Genomic DNA, 16581 nt, shown 5'->3' on the forward strand with positions numbered 1-16581 from the left:
CCGGGGGCCGGGGGCCGGGGGGATCGTGCCGGGCGCGCCGGCCGGAGGAATCAGCGGCGTATGACGCCCGCGTCCTCGGCGTATTCGCCCAGGACGACGACGCTCACGGCAGTCGCCGCGAAGACCTTGGCGGCCCGCAGGACGCTGCCGAGGCTGTGGCGCGGAGGGGAATCGGAGGTGGCGGTGGCGCCGCCGGGGCGGCCGCCCCGGATCGGGGTGAAGGTCGCGGTGCTCATGTATCCATGGTGCGTTTTCCCCCGCCCCCTCGCATCGCCCCGCAGGCGGAACCTCAAGGCCTCCCCCGTCCTCCTCACGGCCCATGCCGCCCCCTAGTCCCGGACTTCGCAGGTCACCCGATCGTGAAGATCAACCGGTCGCGATCGGTCGCCATCGGATAGTTGACGCCGTGCGGTCTGTCACGGCTGGGCCAACGCGGCCGAGATCGGCCAACGATCTTGAGTTGAGGCGTTCCTAACGGGTGACCTGCGAAGTACGGGCCTAGTGGCTCTGCCCAAGGTTTGACACTCCCCGGTATGACACCCGTACGGCGGTCCCGCCGCGAGGGGCCCTCCGGCCCCGTAATCCATTCGCGCCACCCCGCCCCCATGACTAGAATCTCCGCTCTTGCCGCCTCCCGCAGCCTCACCGGGGAGAGCCGCCCACCGGCCGGTACCGGCGGGCATCTGTTCCTACGCCAGCAGCTGGAGGCAGTCCCGTGCCCGCGCACGCCCCCGAGTCCGCTCCCGTATCCGCCCCCGGATCCGCCCCCGAATCCGATCCGCTCGCCCGCGAACGCGCCCACCTCACCGCCTCCCGCGCCGCGCTCCGCGCCATGCGCGAGGACGTCGAGGCCCTCGACATCCGCGACGTCACCGCGAACTGGGTCAACGCGATCGTCCTCCAGGCCCAGATCGACGACCGCATCAAGGCCCTCGCCGACCTCGCCCACACGCCCCTCTTCTTCGGCCGCCTGAACTACCTGCGCGCCCCGGGCGCGGAGCTCGCCGAGGGTGCGGAGGGCGAGCAGTTCTACATCGGCCGCCGCCACGTCCACGACTCCGGCGGCGACCCGATGGTCATCGACTGGCGCGCCCCCGTCTCCCAGCCGTTCTACCGGGCCTCCAAGACCGACCCGCAGGACGTCGCGCTGCGCCGCCGCTTCGGCTACACGGCCGGCGAGCTCACCGCGTACGAGGACGAGCACCTCTCCGACCCCACCGAGGCCGCCGCGGTCAGCAAGCTGCTCCAGCAGGAGATCGAGCGGCCGCGCGTCGGCCCCATGCGGGACATCGTCGCGACGATCCAGCCGGAGCAGGACGAGATCGTCCGCTCCGGCCTGTCCGGCTCCGTCTGCGTGCAGGGCGGCCCCGGCACCGGGAAGACGGCGGTCGGCCTGCACCGGGTGGCGTACCTCCTCTACGCGCACCGCGACCGCCTCGCCCGCACCGGCACCCTCGTCATCGGGCCGAACCGCTCCTTCCTGCACTACATCGAGCAGGTCCTGCCCGCCCTGGGCGAGCTGGAGGTCAAGCAGGCCACCGTCGACGACCTGGTCGCGCGCGACGGCCTGGAGGTACGCGGTACGGACGCGGCCGAAACCGCCGTGGTCAAGGGCGACGCCCGGATGGCGCAGGTGCTGAGCCGCGCCCTCCGCTCGCACGTCACGCCGCCCACCGAGGCGCTGATGGTGGTGCGCGGTTCGCGCCGCTGGCGCGTGCCCTCGTACGAGCTGGCCGAGATGGTCGAGGAGCTGCAGAACCGCGACATCCGCTACGGCGCGGCCCGCGACGCGCTGCCGCAGCGCATCGCGCACGCGGTCCTCGTACGGATGGAGCAGGCGGGCGAGGCGCCGGACGACCGCGTCCAGGACGCAGTCGCGCGCAACGCGGCGGTCAAGGCCGCGGTGAAGGAGATCTGGCCGCCGGTGGAGCCGGCGAAGCTGGTGCTGCGGCTGCTCTCCGACCCCGAGTTCCTGGCGCTGCACGCGGAGGGTGTCCTCACGGCCGACGAACAGAAGCTGCTGCTCTCGCCCAAGCCGTTCCGGAGCGTGAAGTCGGCGAAGTGGTCGGCAGCCGACCTGGTCCTGATCGACGAGGCGGCGGACCTCGTCGAGCGCACCCCTTCCCTCGGCCACGTGGTCCTCGACGAGGCGCAGGACCTGTCGCCGATGCAGTACCGGGCGGTGGGGCGGCGCTGCACGACCGGCTCGGCGACGGTGCTGGGCGACCTCGCGCAGGGCACCACGCCGTGGGCCACCCGCAGCTGGGACGAGGCCCTCGCCCACCTGGGCAAGCCGCAGGCGGTGCTGGAGGAGCTGACGGCGGGCTTCCGCGTGCCGCGCGAGGTGATCGCGTACGCGTCGCGGCTGCTGCCGGCGATCTCCCCGGGCCTGGCCCCGGTCTCCTCGGTCCGCGAGACGCCGGGCTCGCTGGTCGTTACGCGGACCGACGACCTCACGGGGTCGGTGGTCGAGGCCTGCCGCGCCTCCCTGTCCCACGAGGGCTCGATCGGCCTGATCGCGGCGGATGCGCGGATCCCGGTCCTGGCCGATGCCCTGCGGGCGGCGGACCTGCCCCACCTCTCGCCCGGCGAGGAGACGACGGCGGAGTCCCGCCTGACGCTGGTGCCGGCGTCGCTGGCGAAGGGCCTGGAGTACGACTACGTGGTCCTGGACGAACCGGCCGCGATCGTCGACGGCGAGCCGGACGAACGCACGGGCCTGCGCCGCCTGTACGTCTGCCTCACCCGCGCGGTCTCGGGCCTGTCCGTACTCCACGCGGCTGCCCTGCCCCCGGCCCTGTCCTGACCCCCCTCCGGCGGGGCCGGCCGTACGCGTGCCGCCAGCCCTGCGGGGCCGGCCGTACGGGTGCCGCCAGCCCTGCGGCGCCGGCTGTACGGGTGCCACCAGCCAGACGGGGCCGGCTGTACGGGTGCCGCGCCGCTGCGGGGGCTCCGCCCCCGAACCCCCGCGCCTCAAACGCCGGCGGGGCTGGATATGCCGCTACGCGGCAACCAGCCCTCCGGGCAGGCAGGCGCCAGCCAAACTCAGCCCCGCCGGCGATTGAGGCGCGGGGTCGGGGGCGGAGCCCGAGGGCCTTGAGCCGCACCCAAAGGTCCACGCGAGCCAAACTCAGCCTCGCCGGCGATTGAGGCGCGGGGTCGGGGGCGGAGCCCCAGGGGCCCCGAGCCGCACCCACACGCCCACCCGGGCCCAAACCCAGCCCCGCCGGCGATTGAGGCGCGGGGTCGGGGGCGGAGCCCCAGGGGCCGGGGCCTAGGCCAAGGCGGCCCGCCACTCGGCGACGGCGGCCGCCGAGACCGGGCCCGCCCACCCGTCGGGACGCGCCGCCCCGCCGATGTGGAAGGCGTCGATCCCCGCCCCGCGCAGCACCGGCAGGTGGGACAGCGCCAGCCCGCCGCCGACCAGGATCCGCGCCCCGTACCCCGGCTCCCCACTCCGCGCCGCCTCCGCCACGAGCACCGGCAGGCCCTCCTCGACCCCCGCCGCTGAGCCCGCCGTCAGGTACGTGTCCAGACCCGGCAGATCCGCCAGCGCCTTGCGCAGGCCGTCCCGGTCCGCCGCCCGGTCGATCGCCCGGTGGAAGGTCCAGCGGCAGCCGCCGAGCTCCGCCGCCAGCGCCTCGACGGCGGTCAGGTCGGGGGTGCCGTCCGGGTTCAGGAAGCCGAGGACGAACTCCTCCGCCCCCTCCGCCCGCAGCTCCCGCGCCGCCCCCACCAGTACGGAGACGTCACCCGCCGCGAAACCGTCCGACTTGCGGAGCATCACGCGCAGCGGGATGTCGACCGCCGCCCTGATCGCCGCGAAGGTCTCGCGCGGCGGGGTGAGCCCGTCGGCAGCCATGTCGGTGACCAGCTCGAGTCGGTCCGCCCCACCGGCCTGGGCCGCGACCGCGTCCTCCACGTCGAGGGCGATCACCTCCAGGAGCGCACGGTTGCTCATTCGATCCCATCCTTCGGAAAACTGCGCGTATGACCCATGACCCGAATGGAAAATAGGTCTAGTCCAATATCCAGGGTACGGGCCTCCGCCACCGCTCCACCAGCACCATCACGCCACCCCCACAATGTGCCCATGGACACAGGCGCCCCGCACACCGACACAAGCGACCCGGCCGACACCACCGCCCTCCGCGCCCGCTGGCGGGCGACCGTCACGGCCGCCGGCGCGAGCGGCGATCCCGCCCCCTACGCGGACCGCCTCCTCACCGCCTGGGCGGAGCCGCAGCGCCGCTACCACACCACCGCGCACCTGGCTGACGTACTGGCACGGACAGACGTACTGGCGCCCTACGCCGACGACCCCGCCGCCGTCGAGCTCGCCGCCTGGTTCCACGACGCCGTCTACCGCCCCGACCGCTCCGAGAACGAGGAGCGCAGCGCCGCCCTCGCCGAGCGCGCCCTCCCCGAGCTCGGCATCGACCCCGCCCGCACCGCCGAGGTGGCCCGGCTGGTCCGGCTCACCGTCACCCACGACCCCGCCCCCGGCGACGCCAACGGCGAGGTGCTCTGCGACGCGGACCTGGCGGTCCTCGCGGGAGACACGGCGGCGTACGCGGCGTACGCCGCCGCCGTCCGCGCCGAGTACGGCTTCGTCCCGGACGACGCCTTCCGCGCCGGCCGCGCGGCCGTGCTCCGACAGCTGCTCGACCTGCCGCGGCTCTTCCGCACCCCGTACGGCGCCGCCCACTGGGAGGCCCCGGCCCGCGCGAACCTCTCCGCCGAACTCGCCGGGCTCACCGAACACCCCTGACACGCCTGACACGCCTGACACGCCTGACCCCGCCTGACTCGCCTGGCACGCCTGGCACGCTCCCAGGGAATTCGATCCCGTTCGCCATGGTTGGTGACAGTCATGCCCGCAGCCGCCGCACGCCCCCGCATGCCCATCGCCGTCTACGTTCTCGGTCTGTCCGTCTTCGCGCTCGGGACCAGCGAGTTCATGCTCTCGGGCCTGCTGCCGCCCATCGCCGCGGACATGGACGTCACCATCCCCCAGGCGGGCCTGCTCATATCCGCCTTCGCGATCGGCATGGTCGTCGGGGCGCCGCTGCTGGCCGTGGCCACCCTGCGGCTGCCGCGCCGCACCACCCTCATCTCCCTCATCAGCCTCTTCGGCCTCGGGCAGATCGCGGGCGCGCTGGCCCCCTCGTACGAGCTCCTCTTCGCCTCCCGCGTCGTCTCGGCCCTCGCCTGCGCCGGCTTCTGGGCCGTCGGCGCGGCCGTGGCCATCGCCATGGTCGACAAGGACCAGCGGGCCCGCGCGATGGCCGTCATGATCGGCGGCCTGTCCATCGCGAACGTCCTCGGCGTGCCCGCCGGCGCCTTCCTCGGCGAGCACCTGGGCTGGCGCTCCGCGTTCTGGTCGGTCGGCGCCGCCTCCGCGATCGCCCTCGCCGGCGTCCTCGCGCTGATCCCCAAGCTCCCGCTGCCCGCCGAGAAGCCCTCGCTCGGGCGCGAGCTGCGCATCTACCGCGACCGCCAGGTGTGGCTCGCCATCGGCATCACCGCCCTGGCCGCGGGCGGCGTCTTCTGCGCCTTCAGCTACCTGTCGCCGCTGCTCACGGACGTGGCCGGGCTGGACTCGGGCTGGGTGCCGTGGGTCCTCGCCCTGTTCGGGATCGGCGCCCTCGCCGGCACCACGGTGGGCGGCCGGGTCGCCGACGCGCACCTGTTCGGCGTGATGATCTGGGGCATCACCGCCTCGACCGTCTTCCTGACCGCGCTCGCGCTCCTGGCGCCGTTCCAGGTCGCGGCGATCATCCTGGCCTTCCTGATCGGCTTCTCGGCCTTCTTCACCGCCCCGGCGCTCAACGCCCGCATGTTCAATGTGGCCGGCGCCGCCCCGACCCTGGCCGGCGCCACCACCACGGCCGCCTTCAACCTCGGCAACACCGGCGGCCCCTGGCTGGGCGGCACCGTCATCGACGCGGACCTCGGCTTCTCCGCCACCGCCTGGGCGGGCGCCGCCATGACCCTCACCGCGATCGCCCTCGCCGCGGTGGCCCTCCGCCTGGACCGCCGCCCGGCCACCTCGACCCGCGTCGTGGCCTCCTCCGCCACGGGGGTCCCGGCCCCGGTGTCCGAACGGGTCTAGCGCTGTGACCGGAAAAGTTCACCGGGTCGCGATGCTCCCCCAGCCACCTCCCCCGGACTCCGTCCGGGGGACCCCCACGGCGAGGTGCCCCAGGCACGGCACNNGCACCGGACGCCGCGCCCCGGCACACCCTTCGGCCACAGCACCAGGGATCATCCGCGCAGGCTGACCGCGCCGAAGACCCCCTACGCCCGCGGCCGGCCCTTCGGGCGGCGGAGGCCGGCTGCCGTGATGCGGCGGACCAGTTCCTTGCTGCCGATCTCGACCGCGCCGGCCGCGACCGCGTCGGCGTAGCGGTCCGACGGGACGTCGTAGTGGTCCCGCTCGAAGGCGCGCGGCGGGCAGCCGATGGCCGCCGCGAAGGCGTGCAGTTCCTCGTACGAGGCATCGCTGACCAGGTGCGACCACATGCGGCCGTGGCCCGGCCAGGTCGGCGGGTCGATGTACACCGTCACCGGCGGCTCACCGGCTCGGGTGGAAGACCGGGCCAAGGGCGCCCACGGCCGCCACCCGCACACCGGCCTCCGAGCACACCCAGTGCGGGTCGGGCCCCAATTCCGGCTCCACGTCCAGCGCGTGCGGATCACCGTGCACGCAGACCGGGCACAGCGGCCAGCGCCCGTGCTTCTCCAGCAGCGCGTCCTGCACGTCCTGGGCGACGAGTCCGGAGAGGTAGCCGAGCCCCTCGGGCCACTGCTCCACCCACCACCGGCGGTGCGTGACCGAGTCCTCGACGAGGGAGACGACATCGGCATCGGCGACCTCGCCGGCGGCGAGATCGGCGAGAACAAGTGCACGGGCGACGTGCAGCGCCTGCTCCAGGGGGGTTGCGTGGTCCATGCGCTCATTGTGGACCTGCATGCGCCAAGAGGCGAAGGCCCGTTTTGCGCACTTCGGAGGACCCGGCGGCCCAATGGCTCACGGCGCCTTGACGCCCCCCGGAGCTGAAAATAGCTTTCAGGAGTGAGCAAGCGCCCGAAAGAAACTTTCAACCCGGGACCCGCCGCCGCCCCCGAAGCCCGTCCGCCCAAGGCGGGGGCCGGGGCCCGACCCGGGGCCGGGGCCGGGGCCGGGGCCGGGGCCGGGGCCGGGGCCGGAGCCGGGGCCCGACCCGGTGCCGGAGCCGAAACCAGCCCAGCCAGGGCCGGAGAGGCCAGGGCCGGGACCAGAGCCGGCCCCGCCGCGGCGACCGAAGGGGCCGCCCGCGGCTCCAAGGCCCGCACCGCCCGGGCCGCCGTGACCGAGGCCCCCGCCGCCAAAGCGCCCGCCCGGGACCCCAAGGCAACTGCCGCCGAGGCCCGCACCGCCGCGACCGGGGCCACCGCCGACAAGGTCCCCGCCCGGGACCCCAAGGCAACTGCCGCCGAGGCCCGCACCGCCGCGACCGGGGCCACCGCCGACAAGGTCCCCGCCCGGGACCCCAAGGCAACTGGCCCCGGGGCCACCCCCGCCAAAACCCCGGCCCGCACCGCCAAGCCGCCTGCCGACGAAGCCCGTACAGCCGCCGCCCCAGCCCGCGCCGCCACCGCCCAGGCCACCCCGCCCGCGCCGGCTCCGCCGGCCCCGGCCCCCGCCGCCCTCCAAGCCCGCGTGCGGAGTCTCGGGCCCTCCATGACCCGCTCCGTGCAAGCCGTCGCCGAAGCCGTGGCCTCCGACCCCGCCGGGTGCGCGCAGCTCACCGTCTCCGCCCTCGCCGAGCACACCGGCACCAGCGAGGCCACCGTCGTCCGCACCGCCCGCCTCCTCGGCTACCCCGGCTACCGCGACCTGCGCCTCGCGCTCGCCGCCCTCGCCGCCCAGCAGGAGTCCGGCTCCGCCCCCGCCGTCACCGTCGACATAGCCGTCGACGACCCCCTGGCCGACGTCGTCGCCAAACTGGCCCGCGAGGAGGCGCAGACCCTCGCCGACACCGCCGCCGGCCTCGACCTCACCCAGCTCGCCGCCGCCGTCACCGCCCTCGCCACCGCCCGCCGCATCGACATCTACGGCGTCGGCGCCTCCGGCCTCGTCGCCCAGGACCTCGCCCAGAAGCTGCTGCGCATCGGCCTGATCGCGCACGCCCACAGCGACCCCCACCTCGCCGTCACCAACGCCGTCCAGCTGCGCCCCGGCGACGCGGCCGTCGCGATCACCCACTCCGGCTCCACGGGCGACGTGATCGAGCCCCTCCGTACGGCCTTCGGGCGCGGCGCCACCACCGTCGCCCTCACCGGCCGCCCGAACGCCGCCGTCGCCCACTACGCCGACCTCGTACTGGCCACCTCCGCCGCCCGCGAGACGCAGCTGCGCCCGGCCGCCATGTCCAGCCGCACCAGCCAGCTCCTCGTCGTCGACTGCCTGTTCGTCGGCATCGCGCAGCAGACGTACGAGACCGCCGCGCCCGCCCTCGCCGCCTCCTACGAGGCCCTCGCCCCCCGCCACCGCGCCACCCGCCAGGAGCCGCGCCCATGACCCCCTACGCTCAACTCCGCGCCCAGCTGGAGACCTTGACCACCGAGGCCTTCCGCCCCGAACTCGCCGAGATCGACCGGCTGTCCACCCTCGACATCGCCCGCACCATGAACGCGGAGGACGCCACCGTCCCGGCCGCCGTCGCCGAGCAGCTGCCGCGCATCGCCGCCGCGATCGACGCGATCGCCGTACGGATGGCACGCGGCGGGCGGCTGGTCTACGCGGGCGCCGGCACGGCAGGGCGGATGGGCGTGCTGGACGCCGGCGAATGCCCGCCCACCTTCAACACCGACCCGGCCGAGGTCATCGGCCTGATCGCGGGCGGCCCCTCCGCCATGGTCAAGGCCGTCGAAGGCGCCGAGGACTCCAAGCAGCTGGCAGCGGCGGACCTCGCCGCGCTGCGCCTCACCCCCGACGACACCGTGATCGGCATCTCCGCCTCCGGCCGCACCCCGTACGCGATCGGCGCCGTGGAGTTCGCCCGTACCCGCGGCGCGCTCACCGTCGGGCTCTCCTGCAACGCCGGCTCCGCGCTCGCCGCGGCCGCCGAACACGGCATCGAGGTCGTCACCGGCCCCGAACTGCTCACCGGCTCCACCCGCCTGAAGGCCGGCACCGCGCAGAAGCTCGTCCTCAACCTCATCTCGACGATCACCATGATCCGCCTGGGCAAGACCTACGGGAACCTCATGGTCGACATGCGCTCCTCGAACGAGAAGCTGCGCGCCCGCGCCCGCCGCATCGTGGCGCTGGCCACCGGCGCGCCCGAGGAGGAGATCGAGGCCGCGCTCACCGCCACGGGCGGCGAGGTCAAGAACGCCATCCTCGTCATCCTCGGCGCCGTCGACGCCCCGCAGGCCGCCGCGCTCCTGTCCTCCTCCCGGGGCCACCTCCGCGAAGCCCTCGCCCAGGCCCCCCAGCCCCGCTGACCTGCGCTCCCGCACCCCTGCCCGTCCCCCTCGCACCCCAACGCAAGGCGACCCCCACATGTCCACTGACAAGAACCGCGCCACAGCCGCCGCGATCCTTCCTCTGGTCGGCGGCCCGGACAACATCACCTCGATCGCGCACTGCATGACCCGCCTGCGCATCGCGCTCCGCGACCGCGCGCTCGTCCAGGACGAGGCCCTCAAGGCCCTCCCGGCGGTCCTGGGCGTGGTCGAGGACGACACCTACCAGATCGTGCTGGGGCCGGGCACCGTCGCCCGCGTCACCCCGGAGTTCGAAGCGCTCGTGGAGGAAGGCCGTACAGCGACGGCCGCCCCCGCCGCGACGCACGCCGTCACCGCGGACGAACTGGCCGAGCGGGGCGCAGCCCTGAAGAAGGCTCAGAAGGCCCGCAACGCCACCCCGGTCAAGCTGTTCCTGCGCCGCGTCGCGAACATCTTCGTCCCCCTGATCCCGGCGCTGATCGGCTGCGGCATCATCGCGGGCCTGAACGGCGTCCTCACCACGATGGGCTGGCTGCCCGCCGTGGTCCCGGCGCTCGCCGCCATGGCTTCCGGCTTCATGTCGCTGATCGCCGTCTTCGTCGGCCACAACACCGCCAAGGAGTTCGGCGGCACCCCCATCCTGGGCGGCGCGGTCGCCGCGATCATCGTCTTCCCCGGCATCGCCAAGATCGACGCCTTCGGCCGGCACCTCTCCCCCGGTCAGGGCGGCGTCCTGGGCGCGCTCGCGGCCGCGCTCCTCGCCGTGTACGTGGAGAAGTGGTGCCGGCGCCGGATCCCGGAGGCCCTGGACGTCCTGGTCACGCCCACCCTCACGGTCCTGGTCTCGGGCCTGGTCACCATCTTCGGCCTCATGTTCCTCGCGGGCGCGGCCTCCACCGCCATCGGCAGCTTCGCCAACTGGCTGCTCGCCACCGGCGGCGCCTTCGCGGGCCTGGTCCTGGGCGGCCTCTTCCTGCCCCTCGTGATGCTGGGCCTGCACCAGGCCCTGATCCCCCTCCACACCACCCTCATCGAGCAGTCCGGCTACACCGTCCTCCTCCCCATCCTCGCCATGGCGGGCGCGGGCCAGGTCGGCGCGGCCATCGCCGTCTACTACCGGCTCCCGCGCAACCGCTCGCTCCGCACCACCATCAAGTCGGCCCTCCCCGCCGGCTTCCTGGGCGTGGGCGAACCCCTCATCTACGGCGTCTCCCTCCCCCTGGGCCGCCCGTTCGTGACCGCCTGCGTCGGCGGCGCGGCCGGCGGCGCCTTCGTCGGCCTCTTCCACCAGCTCGGCATGGCCTTCGGCTCCACCGCGATCGGCCCCTCGGGCTGGGCGCTGTTCCCCCTGCTGGACGGCACGTCGGGCATGGGCGCCACCCTCGCCATCTACGCGGGCGGCCTGACGGTCGGCTACCTGGTGGGCTTCGCCGCCACGTTCTTCTTCGGCTTCACCGACCAGATGCTGACCGACCTCAACACCGACCCTGAGCCCGCGGCGGCCGCCGTGGCCGAACCGCCGAAGGCACCGGTGCCGGCGTAACGCCTGCCGTGCGGGGAGCGGCGCGCACGATGCCGTGCGCCTGCCGCTCCCCGCCGAGTCCCCCGTACAGTCCGGCCGACTGGCCGACCGGACACAGTCCCGAACGCTCACTCCGCAGGGCGAACCGGCCCGCAAACACGCACCCCGCGGTCGCATATGCCAGCAGCCTATGCACATGTACTCCTTCGCCCCATACTCCGCGTATGGCGGTGGCATCGGAAGTAGCATGGGTGGCATGAGTGAGCCCACCCAGAAGTACTCCATCTCGATGCCCCGCGACGTCGCCGAGGCCGCTCGCGCCCGCAGCGGTCCCTCGGGCCTGTCCGCCTACGTCACCGCCGCCGTGGCCCGCCAGATCGAGCGGGACAACCTGAACGAGCTCATCGCCGCCGCCGAAGCGGAGATCGGCCCCATCACCCATGAAGAGATCCAGGCCAAGGCCGACATCCTGCTGCGCACCCGCCAGGAGCAGTCGGCCACCAGCGAGAGCGAGTCACAGGCCGCATGACCCCACCCTCGGTTACCCCTGCGGGCACCCTCGTCCTCGACAGCGAAGGGCTCGCGAAGTACGTCCTCCGGGACCGGGAGGTCGTCGGATGGCTGGCTGCTGCCGGCGCCCGGGACGTCCGCGTGATCACAAGCACCGCGACGCTGGTCGAGGTGATGCACCCCGGCATCAATCAGGCGGCACTCACCTGGGCGCTGTCCCGCATCGTCATCGAACCCGTCACCGAAGAGGTCGCCCGACGTGCCGTAGCCCTCCTCCGGGAGGCCGGCCTGCACGGCCACAAGTACGCCATCGACGCCATGCTCGCCGCCACTGCCCTCGCTGCGCCCGGGCCCGTCACCGTCCTCACCTCCGACCCCGAGGACCTGACCGCCCTCTGCGGCAAGGCCCTCCTCGCCGTGAAGGTCTGACACCCGTCGGGAACCGTCGAGGACCCCCCGCGGTTCCCGGCCGGCCGGCTGCGCGCCCTCGCGCAGCCGGCAAGTACGACGGCGAACCCCTCCGGGGTGCACCGCTCCTCAGCCGACGGCGGTACGCAGGAAGCGCACCAGGTCCTCCACGTCATAGCCGAGCTTCGGGCCGCGCTCGGCCGCCATCAGGAGCAGCTGGCCCACGATCTCCGCGCCCCAGCCGTCCGTACCGTCCGCCGACCACTCCCACAGCTTCTCGATGCCGAGGTCGGTCATCAGGACCCCGTACTCGCCCCGGATCTCCCGGCACGTCTCGGCGACCGCGTCCAACAGCCGTACGCCCGGCCGCTCGCAGCGCAGCGCGAAGTACCCGCCGAGCTCCTCTACCGCGCACCCCTGCGGCGGCCGCGCCTTGAGCCGGTCGTAGCGCGCGTCCCCGAAGCCCGGCCAGTCCCCCACCGGGCAGTGGATCAGCGTGAACCGCTGCCACCCCGGCGGCGGAGGCGGCAGCGGGCGCCACGCCGTCAGGCCGAAGGCCTCGTGCACCAGCGCGGTGGCCTCGTCCGCCGTATCGGCCGAACGCGTCTCCCGCCGCTCCCCGTCGTCCCCGACCGCCGTCCACGACCCGCCGTCGCCGTCACGCTGCACGCGTACGGAAAGCCCCATGCCCCCACGCCTCCATCCGCCGCCGGCAAGGACCGTCTCCAGCCCCCGCAGCTTCCACCCGAGCTCGAAGGCGAACTCCGCCGCCCCGACCGCCTCGCTCATGCGCGGGCCCGCTCGTGGAGTACGGCGGCCAGCCGGAGCGCGGTGTCCAGGTTGCACCGTCCGAGGTCGACGAGGGGCAGTCCGTACGTCCCGGCCGCCGACACCCCATCGACGCCCAGCGAGGGGGACACGACCCCCACCCCCGCCAGGGACTCCCTCAGCTGGTGGACGGCCTCCTCGGCCGCCCGCGTGCGCTCCTTCGGCGTGAGCACCATGACATGTCACCTTTCTACTCTGCGTATTCAGCTTCAGTACACAGAGTGGCGACGCGCTCGTTAGCCTTTCAATGCGGACACCGCAACAACCGCACGTGTTGGCCAGGGAGTTGCCATGGCAGGAAAGAACCTCGACCCGTCCTCCTCACCCCGCGCCCTGCTCGGCGCTGAACTGCGCGTCGCCCGCGAGCGGGCCGGCCTCAGCCAGGCCGAACTCGGCGAACCCCTCTTCGTCAGCGGCTCGTTCATCGGCCAGCTCGAAGCGGGGACGCGGCGCATGCACCTCGAATTCGCCCGCCAGATAGACGACATCCTGAGCACAGGCGGCTTCTTCGTCCGCAACTGCGGGGCCGCGGCCAAGTCCAAGTACCCAGACCACTTCGCGGCGGCGGCCGAGGCCGAGGCCCTGGCGACGGCGATCCGGGAGTACGCGCCCCTGATCATCCCGGGGCTGCTGCAGACGGAGGCGTACGCGCGGGCAGTGTTCCGCGCGTACCAGCCGACAGCGAGCGAGGACACCATCGACGAGCTCGTCACGAATCGGCTGGCCCGGGCCGCGCTTCTGACTGACCCAACAACGCCTTTGTTGTGGATCGTCCTTGACGAGGCTGTTCTACGAAGGGTGGTCGGCAACGCTGCTGTGATGGCCGAAGCCTTGGGCCACCTCACGATCCTGATTCGGGCACATCGCATCGTCGTCCAAGTGCTCCCGTTCCATGCGGGCGCCCACGCATCCACGGGCGATTCCATCAAGCTCATGTCCTTCGAGGACGCTCCTCCCCTCGCCTACATCGAAGGCAGCGGAACGGGCCTGCTGTTTGACGATCCGGCCACGGTCACCCGTCACTCCCTGACCTACGATCTCCTCACGGCCGACGCCTTGCCGCGACGTGAATCGCTGGCTCTGATCGAGTCTGTAGCGGAGGATTACGCGCATGACCAGCACGCCTGAGTACGACCTGTCCGCAGCCACGTGGCACAAGTCCACCTACAGTGACGGCAGTGGCGGCAACTGCCTGGAGATGGCCACCTGGCGCAAGTCCACCCACAGCGACGCGAGCAACGGCAGCTGCGTCGAAGTCGCCGACGGCCACCCCGGCATCGTCCCCGTCCGGGACTCCAAGGTCCCGGACGGCCCCCACCTCACCTTCAACGGACCGGCCTGGGCGGCCTTCGTCACCAGCCTCTGACCGGGTCGATGTCGAAGGTCGGCGGCAGGGCGTCGCTCTGGTCCAGGTTCACGAAGACGTAGCTGCCGGGCGGGCCCGGGAAGAACACGAAGCGGCTGCCCAAGGGCAGTTCGCGCAGGATCGTGGGCTCCTCCCGGCGCTTGCCCTTGGCCGCGTCCACGTGCGTGAGGTAGGTCCACCAGGGGCCCGAGGTCACCACGTCGACCTCGCCCCCGCGCCCCACCGCCAGCGCACGGACGGCCTCCTTCCCGAACCCGGCGTGCCAGACCCGGTGGCCGTCGGTGAGGGAGTACGCGGACAGCCCGGCCTTCTTCCCGGCCGTCACCGGGGCGACCAGCAGGCCGCCGGTCACCACCGGGGCCGGCTCGGGCAGCAGGTCCTCCTCCAGCCCCGAGACGGGTACGGAGCCTCGCGCCTGGCCGTCCCCGTCGAACAGCAGCACCGCGTCCGTGACGCGTACCGCGATCGGCTGGGCGGAGAAGAAGCGGACCCCGCCCGGCGGGCCCGACGTCGGCAGCGAGGTCTGCCACGCGCGGGCGCCCGTCGTGGCGTCCACGGCCGAGAGGCGGGACGGCGCGCCGCCGGTGCACTGCTCCACGTACAGGACCCGGTCCCCGGCGCCGTCGACGGCCTCGACCCGGCACTCGCGCGGGATCGCGACGCGCCACCGCTCCCCGCCCCCGCGCAGGTCGAGGCCGACCAGGGCGCCCTCCTCCGCCACGACGGCGGCGGTGCCCACGGCGGCCACCAGGGCCCGCGCGGTGAAGTCCTTGTGCCACAGCCTGCGGCCCTCCGCCAGGTCCACGGCCGCGACCTGAGATCCGCACCCCCGCCCGTCCCGCCCGTCCCCCTCGTACGCGAGGAGGCCGATGCCCGACGGCGTGTTCCCGCTCAGCGCGCAGACGGCGGTCCCGTCGGGGGCGGGCAGCCGCCAGTTCTTTCGGCCCTCCCCGTTGAAGGCGATGAGGCCGTCCGCCCGCGCCCGCACCAGCATCCCGGACCGGTCCGGGTTCCAGACGCCGACCGGCTTCACCGACACCGGCTGGGTCGGGACCTGCCAGCCGAAGAGGTCCATCTGCGGGCCGCGCATCCACTCGTAGCCCGTCCAGCCGGGCCACAGCGCGGCGAGCGCCACGACGACGGCGAGTACCCGGACGAGGCAGGAGCGGCGGAGGTCCGCAGCCTGCCTGACGCTCCTCCACAGCAGCCCCGCGGCGATCCCCAGGAGCGGGATGAAGAGCAGCAGCCAGCCCATGCCGCGCGGGCAGCTGTCCACGCCGCACCACCTGCCGGGCATGTCGGCGAGCCCCATCTTCAGGAAGAGCACGCAGTACAGCAGCGTCACCGCGCCGAGCGCGGCGGTGACGACGAGCCGGAGAAGCCCGAAGAGCCGCTCGGACAGCGGTGGTGTGTGTGGTGTGCGTGGTGTGTTGTCCATAATCCCCCCGGCCGCAGATTAACGGCCGGGAGGGACAGGACGGCCTAACTCCGGTACACGGACAGCCCCGAGACCTCGTACGACATCTCCGTCGCCCCCGGGCCCGGCGCCGGGTGGTAGCGCCCGGCCGAGACGGAGAGGTTCACGATGAGGTAGGCGTGCCAGGAGCGGCCCACGCCCCTGCGGTCCGCGAACACGCGGGCGCCGTTGACCCACCAGACGACCGATTTCCGCCCGAACTCGACCTTGAAGTCGACCCAGGCGCCGGGCCGCACCGACGGGTCGCGGTGGTAGCGGTGCGCCTCGCGGACGTGGTTGGAGAGCTCCAGCAGATCCGGGTTGTCGGGGTGGTACTCGAAGACGTCGATCTCCTGGCCGCCGTCCCGCCAGGTCCAGATCGCCGGCCAGGCGCCCGTCTCCACCGGGAGTTTCACCCGGGCCTCCAGCACGTCGCCGGTGCGCACCATGAACCCCTCGTCGGTGCCCTCCGTGGTGAGCAGCCCGGTGTCCCAGTTGCCGTCGGGCCTCGGCGTCGCCCGGAAGACGCCGCCGCGGCTGTAGGCGGGATCGTCGACGAGGTGGTCCAGCTTGTTGTCCCCCGGGTTGGTCGGGCCGCCGTCGGGATACGCCCACGAGCGGCCCGCGACCCATTGGGTGGGCGAGGCGAAATCGGCGGTGAAGACGGGGGCGAGGCGCGGCCTGAGCGCGACCGCTCCGCCACCGCCGACCGCCGGGGCGAGGCGGGACGTCAAGCGCCGCAGCCAGCCGAGCTGTTCCGGGTTCATGCAGGGTGTGTGCCCCCGAGCGGACACACCCATGCAGGAAACATGACCCAGAGTGAGCGCGTAGAAGCACTCAGCGACCAGTGTCGCGCGCCGCCTCGCTGAAGGCGCGGAACAGCTCCGGCGGCTTCACTCCGCGCTCCCGTTCCACTCCCCAGGACACGGCCACGTCAAGCAGCGTCCGGCCCCCGGCGCGCAGCGCAGGGAACGTCCGTGGTGGTGGGTCGAT

General features: G+C 73.5%; 17 protein-coding genes and 1 pseudogene. 10 read left to right on the forward strand and 8 right to left on the reverse strand.

Features of this window, described 5'->3' with window-relative positions:
- Nucleotides 1-50: 50 nt before the first annotated feature.
- Nucleotides 51-236 (reverse strand): hypothetical protein, encoded by a 186-nt coding sequence (locus J7E94_RS18975; RefSeq protein WP_215016903.1) that lies wholly within the window; start codon nt 234-236, stop codon nt 51-53.
- A 479-nt stretch (nt 237-715) separates the two neighbouring features.
- On the opposite strand from J7E94_RS18975, the gene J7E94_RS18980 reads away from it, so the two are divergent.
- Nucleotides 716-2806, forward strand: a complete 2091-nt coding sequence (locus tag J7E94_RS18980) for an AAA family ATPase (RefSeq protein WP_215016905.1) — start codon at nt 716-718, stop codon at nt 2804-2806.
- A 468-nt stretch (nt 2807-3274) separates the two neighbouring features.
- Here the strand turns inward: J7E94_RS18980 and J7E94_RS18985 are convergent, their stop codons facing one another.
- A complete protein-coding gene (locus J7E94_RS18985) occupies nt 3275-3961 on the reverse strand; it encodes a copper homeostasis protein CutC (RefSeq protein WP_215016907.1) in 687 nt (228 codons plus the stop codon).
- Nucleotides 3962-4093: 132 nt separating this feature from the next.
- Between J7E94_RS18985 and J7E94_RS18990 the strand changes: the two genes are divergently transcribed.
- Together J7E94_RS18990 and J7E94_RS18995 are read left to right on the forward strand one after the other, a co-directional pair.
- Nucleotides 4094-4771, forward strand: a complete 678-nt coding sequence (locus J7E94_RS18990; RefSeq protein WP_215016909.1) for a hypothetical protein — start codon at nt 4094-4096, stop codon at nt 4769-4771.
- A 129-nt stretch (nt 4772-4900) separates the two neighbouring features.
- Nucleotides 4901-6115 (forward strand): Cmx/CmrA family chloramphenicol efflux MFS transporter, encoded by a 1215-nt coding sequence (locus tag J7E94_RS18995; protein WP_215016932.1) that lies wholly within the window; start codon nt 4901-4903, stop codon nt 6113-6115.
- Between the two features lie 185 nt (nt 6116-6300).
- Here J7E94_RS18995 and J7E94_RS19000 read toward each other — a convergent pair whose 3' ends face one another.
- Together J7E94_RS19000 and J7E94_RS19005 are read right to left on the reverse strand one after the other, a co-directional pair.
- Complete coding sequence (locus J7E94_RS19000; protein ID WP_215016911.1) at nt 6301-6570, reverse strand: DUF4031 domain-containing protein; 270 nt, start codon at nt 6568-6570, stop codon at nt 6301-6303.
- Between the two features lie 7 nt (nt 6571-6577).
- On the reverse strand, nt 6578-6955 hold the full coding sequence (locus tag J7E94_RS19005; protein WP_215016912.1) for a hypothetical protein: 378 nt from the start codon (nt 6953-6955) through the stop codon (nt 6578-6580).
- 714 nt (nt 6956-7669) lie between these two features.
- Between J7E94_RS19005 and J7E94_RS19010 the strand changes: the two are divergent.
- From J7E94_RS19010 to J7E94_RS19030, 5 genes and pseudogenes are all read left to right on the forward strand, one after another.
- Nucleotides 7670-8566, forward strand: a pseudogene (locus tag J7E94_RS19010) (MurR/RpiR family transcriptional regulator); the annotation flags it as partial.
- Nucleotides 8563-9495 (forward strand): N-acetylmuramic acid 6-phosphate etherase, encoded by a 933-nt coding sequence (gene murQ / locus J7E94_RS19015; protein ID WP_215016914.1) that lies wholly within the window; start codon nt 8563-8565, stop codon nt 9493-9495. The pseudogene J7E94_RS19010 and the gene murQ, both read left to right, overlap by 4 nt.
- A 58-nt stretch (nt 9496-9553) precedes the next feature.
- On the forward strand, nt 9554-11041 hold the full coding sequence (locus J7E94_RS19020) for a PTS transporter subunit EIIC (protein ID WP_215016916.1): 1488 nt from the start codon (nt 9554-9556) through the stop codon (nt 11039-11041).
- A gap of 235 nt (nt 11042-11276) precedes the next feature.
- Entirely contained in the window at nt 11277-11549 is a 273-nt protein-coding gene (locus J7E94_RS19025; RefSeq protein WP_215016918.1) for a CopG family transcriptional regulator, read from the forward strand.
- Nucleotides 11546-11959, forward strand: a complete 414-nt coding sequence (locus J7E94_RS19030) for a PIN domain-containing protein (protein ID WP_215016920.1) — start codon at nt 11546-11548, stop codon at nt 11957-11959. The genes J7E94_RS19025 and J7E94_RS19030 overlap by 4 nt, the downstream gene beginning before the upstream one ends.
- 108 nt (nt 11960-12067) lie before the next feature.
- Here J7E94_RS19030 and J7E94_RS34700 read toward each other — a convergent pair whose 3' ends face one another.
- Together J7E94_RS34700 and J7E94_RS19040 are read right to left on the reverse strand one after the other, a co-directional pair.
- Nucleotides 12068-12727, reverse strand: a complete 660-nt coding sequence (locus tag J7E94_RS34700) for a hypothetical protein (RefSeq protein WP_251056887.1) — start codon at nt 12725-12727, stop codon at nt 12068-12070.
- The gene (locus J7E94_RS19040) at nt 12724-12942 is read right to left on the reverse strand and encodes a hypothetical protein (protein ID WP_215016922.1); all 219 of its coding nucleotides are present in this window, start codon (nt 12940-12942) and stop codon (nt 12724-12726) included. Before J7E94_RS19040 ends, J7E94_RS34700 begins: the two co-directional genes overlap by 4 nt.
- 115 nt (nt 12943-13057) lie before the next feature.
- Between J7E94_RS19040 and J7E94_RS19045 the strand changes: the two genes are divergently transcribed.
- Nucleotides 13058-13894: a helix-turn-helix transcriptional regulator gene (locus J7E94_RS19045; protein WP_215016924.1), complete on the forward strand. Its 837-nt coding sequence runs from the start codon at nt 13058-13060 to the stop codon at nt 13892-13894.
- Nucleotides 13878-14132, forward strand: a complete 255-nt coding sequence (locus J7E94_RS19050; protein ID WP_215016926.1) for a DUF397 domain-containing protein — start codon at nt 13878-13880, stop codon at nt 14130-14132. Before J7E94_RS19045 ends, J7E94_RS19050 begins: the two co-directional genes overlap by 17 nt.
- Here J7E94_RS19050 and J7E94_RS19055 read toward each other — a convergent pair.
- Together J7E94_RS19055 and J7E94_RS19060 are read right to left on the reverse strand one after the other, a co-directional pair.
- Nucleotides 14119-15570: a PQQ-binding-like beta-propeller repeat protein gene (locus J7E94_RS19055; protein WP_215016928.1), complete on the reverse strand. Its 1452-nt coding sequence runs from the start codon at nt 15568-15570 to the stop codon at nt 14119-14121. The genes J7E94_RS19050 and J7E94_RS19055 overlap by 14 nt on opposite strands.
- 44 nt (nt 15571-15614) lie before the next feature.
- The gene (locus tag J7E94_RS19060; protein WP_215016930.1) at nt 15615-16355 is read right to left on the reverse strand and encodes a family 16 glycosylhydrolase; all 741 of its coding nucleotides are present in this window, start codon (nt 16353-16355) and stop codon (nt 15615-15617) included.
- Nucleotides 16356-16581: the final 226 nt, after the last annotated feature.

Origin of the sequence: Streptomyces sp. ISL-94, from assembly GCF_018614075.1 — a bacterium.
Taxonomy (GTDB): domain Bacteria; phylum Actinomycetota; class Actinomycetes; order Streptomycetales; family Streptomycetaceae; genus Streptomyces.

Coding starts and splice junctions, on each gene's coding strand:
- J7E94_RS18975 (WP_215016903.1), bottom strand. CDS start 236: ATGAGCACCGCGACCTTCACCCCGATCCGGGGCGGCCGCCCCGGCGGC.
- J7E94_RS18985 (WP_215016907.1), bottom strand. CDS start 3,961: ATGAGCAACCGTGCGCTCCTGGAGGTGATCGCCCTCGACGTGGAGGAC.
- J7E94_RS18990 (WP_215016909.1), top strand. CDS start 4,094: ATGGACACAGGCGCCCCGCACACCGACACAAGCGACCCGGCCGACACC.
- J7E94_RS18995 (WP_215016932.1), top strand. CDS start 4,901: ATGCCCATCGCCGTCTACGTTCTCGGTCTGTCCGTCTTCGCGCTCGGG.
- J7E94_RS19005 (WP_215016912.1), bottom strand. CDS start 6,955: ATGGACCACGCAACCCCCCTGGAGCAGGCGCTGCACGTCGCCCGTGCA.
- murQ (WP_215016914.1), top strand. CDS start 8,563: ATGACCCCCTACGCTCAACTCCGCGCCCAGCTGGAGACCTTGACCACC.
- J7E94_RS19020 (WP_215016916.1), top strand. CDS start 9,554: ATGTCCACTGACAAGAACCGCGCCACAGCCGCCGCGATCCTTCCTCTG.
- J7E94_RS19025 (WP_215016918.1), top strand. CDS start 11,277: ATGAGTGAGCCCACCCAGAAGTACTCCATCTCGATGCCCCGCGACGTC.
- J7E94_RS19030 (WP_215016920.1), top strand. CDS start 11,546: ATGACCCCACCCTCGGTTACCCCTGCGGGCACCCTCGTCCTCGACAGC.
- J7E94_RS34700 (WP_251056887.1), bottom strand. CDS start 12,727: ATGAGCGAGGCGGTCGGGGCGGCGGAGTTCGCCTTCGAGCTCGGGTGG.
- J7E94_RS19040 (WP_215016922.1), bottom strand. CDS start 12,942: ATGGTGCTCACGCCGAAGGAGCGCACGCGGGCGGCCGAGGAGGCCGTC.
- J7E94_RS19045 (WP_215016924.1), top strand. CDS start 13,058: ATGGCAGGAAAGAACCTCGACCCGTCCTCCTCACCCCGCGCCCTGCTC.
- J7E94_RS19050 (WP_215016926.1), top strand. CDS start 13,878: ATGACCAGCACGCCTGAGTACGACCTGTCCGCAGCCACGTGGCACAAG.
- J7E94_RS19055 (WP_215016928.1), bottom strand. CDS start 15,570: ATGGACAACACACCACGCACACCACACACACCACCGCTGTCCGAGCGG.
- J7E94_RS19060 (WP_215016930.1), bottom strand. CDS start 16,355: ATGAACCCGGAACAGCTCGGCTGGCTGCGGCGCTTGACGTCCCGCCTC.